Here is a 3,698-nt window from a genome sequence, read left to right as displayed (position 1 = left end):
ATACTGCTCGGAGGTCGGAACCGCACTGCGCTGCTCGCCGATGATGTCGGCGTTGCGCGCCATCACCTTGCGGAAGTTGCGGGACGGGCGGAACTCGTTGGCGACGACCCGAACCGACACGCAGGCGCGGCACTGGTCGCAGGCGGGCCGATAGGCGATCGACTGGCTGCGGCGGAAGCCGCCATGGGTCAGGAGGTCGTTGAGATCGCCCGCGCGGTCACCCACGAGGTGCGTAAACACCTTGCGCTCATGACGGCCCGGCAGATACGGGCACGGAGAAGGCGCCGTGAGGTAAAATTGGGGTGTGTCGCGCGAGTGTTGGGTCAAGGGACGTCGTGGGCCTCCGAAGTGGGTATCAGCATCGCGCTACGGAAGCCCTCGGTCAATTGGTCTGCTCGGCAGGTCTGATCAGTCAGCTTAGCCGGTCCTGGTTGATAGGTTCTTGATCAGTAGGTTCTGGCACCCTGGGGCGCGGGTGCGCGGACCGAGTTGTTGATCACGACCGTTCCCAGCACGAAGTCATGCAACAGGCGCCGGCGGCCGTTGAACAGGCCGACCAGCACCACGAAGGGCGACAGGAACGAAACCGTCACCCAGAACAGCACGGCATGGGTGGCGCCGAGCACGAAATAACCGGGCGCGCCGTACCAGGTGCGCAGCTCCAGGTCCATCACCCGCATGCCGATCGTCGCCGATGACGGACCGCCGATGCAGGCGCCGTAATAGACGATGGCCCAGATCACCGAGGCCGGCCAGGCCAGCCAGAACAGCGCCCAGCCGAGGCCCAGCGTGACCACGCCGAACAAGGCGATGAAGAGGTAGCCGAGAATGACCGGCACCGAGATCACGACCATGTCGATCAGGAAGGCGAACACCCGCCGCGTTGCGACGCCGCGGAACAATTCCGGCTGCCGATACGGATCGAAGGCATGCGGTTGCACCCCGCCGTCATTGCGCCAGGCGCCCGCCTGGGGTCCTGAATTGCCCGAGTCCGAATACGACATGGTCTATCCTCCCGAAGGGAAACTCCCGTGGCAGGACATGGGAACAGGCCGTCCGCGTGCCAAGGGCGTCGCGATTAGCAAGCCGAAATATTCCGGCGATTCGGGGGCGAGGGGGCCGGGACGACAATGACCTTACCCCTGCGTCCGCAGCTTCTCCGCCGCCTTCGGCGCAAAGTAGCTCAGCACACCATCGGCGCCGGCGCGCTTGAAGGCGAGCAGGCTCTCCATCATCGCGCGGTCGCCGTCGAGCCAGCCGTTGCCCGCGGCCGCTGCGATCATCGCGTACTCGCCGGACACCTGGTAGGCGAAGGTCGGCATCGCAAAGGTGTCCTTCACGCGACGGACCACGTCGAGATAGGGCATGCCGGGCTTCACCATCACCATGTCGGCGCCCTCGGAGATGTCGAGCTCGACCTCGCGCAGCGCCTCGTCGGTGTTGGCGCTGTCCATCTGGTAGGTGCGCTTGTCGCCGGTCAGCGTCTTGGCCGAGCCGATGGCGTCGCGGAACGGGCCGTAGAAGGCGGAGGCGTATTTGGCCGCATAGGCCATGATCTGCAYGTCGATGAGACCTGCGTGATCCAGTCCCTCGCGGATCGCCGCAACGCGGCCGTCCATCATGTCGGAGGGCGCGATGATGTCGCAGCCGGCTTCGGCCTGCACCAGGGCCTGGCGCACCAGTACGGCGACCGTCTCGTCGTTGAGGATCTCGCCGTCCGCGATCAGTCCGTCATGGCCGTGGCTGGTGAAGGGATCGAGCGCGACGTCGCAGAGGATTCCGAGATCGGGAAACTCCTTCTTGATCGCACGCACAGCCTGGCAGACCAGGTTGTTCGGGTTGCAGGCCTCCGAGCCTTCCTCGTCGCGCAGGGACGGGTCGGTGTAGGGAAACAGCGCGATGCAGGGGATCGTGAGCTTCATGGCGCGCTCGGCCTCGCGCACGGCCTGGTCCACGCTGAGGCGGTCCACCCCCGGCATCGAGGCGATCTGCTCGCGCTTGTTGTTGCCGTCGATCAGGAACAGCGGCCAGATCAGATCGTCGGTGGTGAGCACGTTCTCGCGCACCATCCGCCGGGCCCACTCGGCCTTGCGGTTGCGGCGCGGGCGGACGATCAGATCGAGGGCAGGGGAGGCCAAACCGCCATCCCGGCGCGAAACCTCGCGCAATTCGATCGGACGCCCGTATTTGATCGCCATCACTCTTCCTCCGGCTGGAATTATTCTTATACCAGCTCGCATGGTTCCCGTCACCGCGGCTTGACCTGCCGCAAGCGATGGCAGCCGATTGATTTTGCGGGGCGAAACAGCCAGAAGGGAGCCATGTCCGAGATCTCCACCCGCGATGCGGCCCGCGACAGCGCCAATGCCAGGGACGCCGCCAGAGACAATGCCAGAGACAATGCCATGTCGGTGGCGGCGATCTCGTCGGAGCGCGCGGAGTCCGACGACAATGTCTGGACGCGCCGGCTCGTGCTGTTCCTGCGGGTGATGGCGCTGCTCTCGATCCTCAAGGGCCTCTATCACTGGGCGCAGGTGACCGGCTTCGTCGGCGGCGAGGACGAGGCGTTCGAGAACCAGTCGATGGCCTGGCAGGCCGCGACCGTCTACTTCGCCGTGATCGAACTCGTCGCCGCCGTCGGGCTGTGGCTCGCAACGCCCTGGGGCGCGGTGGTGTGGCTGACGACCGTGGTGTCGATGGCGGTGATCGAGCTGATGTTCCCGGGAATCTATGGCGGCAGCCTGGTCGTGGTCGGCGTCGAGGTCTTCATRCTCGCCGCTTATCTGGCGCTCGCCTGGATGGCCGCGCGCGAACGGCCGCCGTAGGCCGCGACGTCGACACTGCAAACTGCGCTCGTGCCCCGGACGCAATGCGGCGCGCCGCGCTTGCGGCGTGATGCGTTGCAGAGCCGGGGCCCACTGCTCCGCGATCTAAGCTCTGGCTGTCTGGGTCCCGGCTCTGCGCTTCGCTTGTCCGGGACATGAGAATGTCGCGCTTGGTTGACCGTTGGTTGCGTAAAATTCGAGGTAACTTTTCGTTGACTCCGTGCATTCCGCCACAGCTCTTACGCGCGCGTTTCGAAACGGGGCGGGGCTGTTCTGGAATGCGACAACCGGGGCGGACGGAGGGTGAACAGGACCTTGCGAAGGTCAACAGAGGGTTGCGAAAAGCCCTTGTGGCACAGGCTTAATCCGCAATTCACTCTCTTAAATTCATGATCTCTTTATTCTCTTATTTAAGCCGATCTTCAAACGAGCCCCTTAAGTTGCACCTATCAGGCGGGACACAAGTTTCGTCGAATAAGTGTCGATAAAAACGACAACAGGGGAAGTGTCATGATGAAAGCCGTCGCAACTGCGGCAGATACCGCAGAGCGCGTCTCCGGCCAGCAGGGTTCGGTGCAGTCGCTCTATCTGGAAGCTTTGACTCTGGTGGAGCGGCYGCATCGCCGGCTCCTCGACGTCATCAAGGACGAGTTCGATCGCCGCGGTCGCGCCGACATCAACTCGGTGCAGGCGCTGCTGCTCTACAACATCGGCGACAAGGAGCTGACCGCGGGCGAGCTGCGCACGCGCGGCTACTATCTCGGCTCCAACGTCTCCTACAACCTGAAGAAGCTCGTCGAGCTCGGCTTCCTCGATCATCAGCGCTCGCGCGTCGATCGCCGCTCGGTGCGCATCCGCCTGACGCCGCAGGGC

At 64.4% G+C, this 3,698-nt stretch carries 4 protein-coding genes and 1 pseudogene; 2 read left to right on the top strand and 3 right to left on the bottom strand.

Annotated features, from left to right (window positions below):
* The 3 genes and pseudogenes from AC1D00_RS31555 to hemB form a co-directional block, all read right to left on the bottom strand.
* A pseudogene (locus AC1D00_RS31555) lies at positions 1–327 on the bottom strand (arginyltransferase); the annotation flags it as partial.
* A 119-nt stretch (positions 328–446) separates the two neighbouring features.
* Complete coding sequence (locus AC1D00_RS31550; RefSeq protein ID WP_167771048.1) at positions 447–1,004, bottom strand: RDD family protein; 558 nt, start codon at positions 1,002–1,004, stop codon at positions 447–449.
* A gap of 132 nt (positions 1,005–1,136) precedes the next feature.
* The gene (hemB, locus tag AC1D00_RS31545; protein ID WP_477013354.1) at positions 1,137–2,198 is read right to left on the bottom strand and encodes a porphobilinogen synthase; all 1,062 of its coding nucleotides are present in this window, start codon (positions 2,196–2,198) and stop codon (positions 1,137–1,139) included.
* A 123-nt stretch (positions 2,199–2,321) separates the two neighbouring features.
* Here hemB and AC1D00_RS31540 point away from each other — a divergent pair, with 123 nt between their 5' ends.
* Complete coding sequence (locus AC1D00_RS31540; RefSeq protein ID WP_477013353.1) at positions 2,322–2,825, top strand: DUF6163 family protein; 504 nt, start codon at positions 2,322–2,324, stop codon at positions 2,823–2,825.
* Between the two features lie 510 nt (positions 2,826–3,335).
* On the top strand, positions 3,336–3,698 hold a 363-nt coding region (locus AC1D00_RS31535; RefSeq protein ID WP_477013352.1), incomplete at its 3' end, for a MarR family transcriptional regulator.

Source organism: Bradyrhizobium sp. P2_E8 (assembly GCF_056403875.1).
Note: the sequence above shows the minus strand (reverse complement) of the source record. Positions and strands in the feature narration are given on the sequence as shown.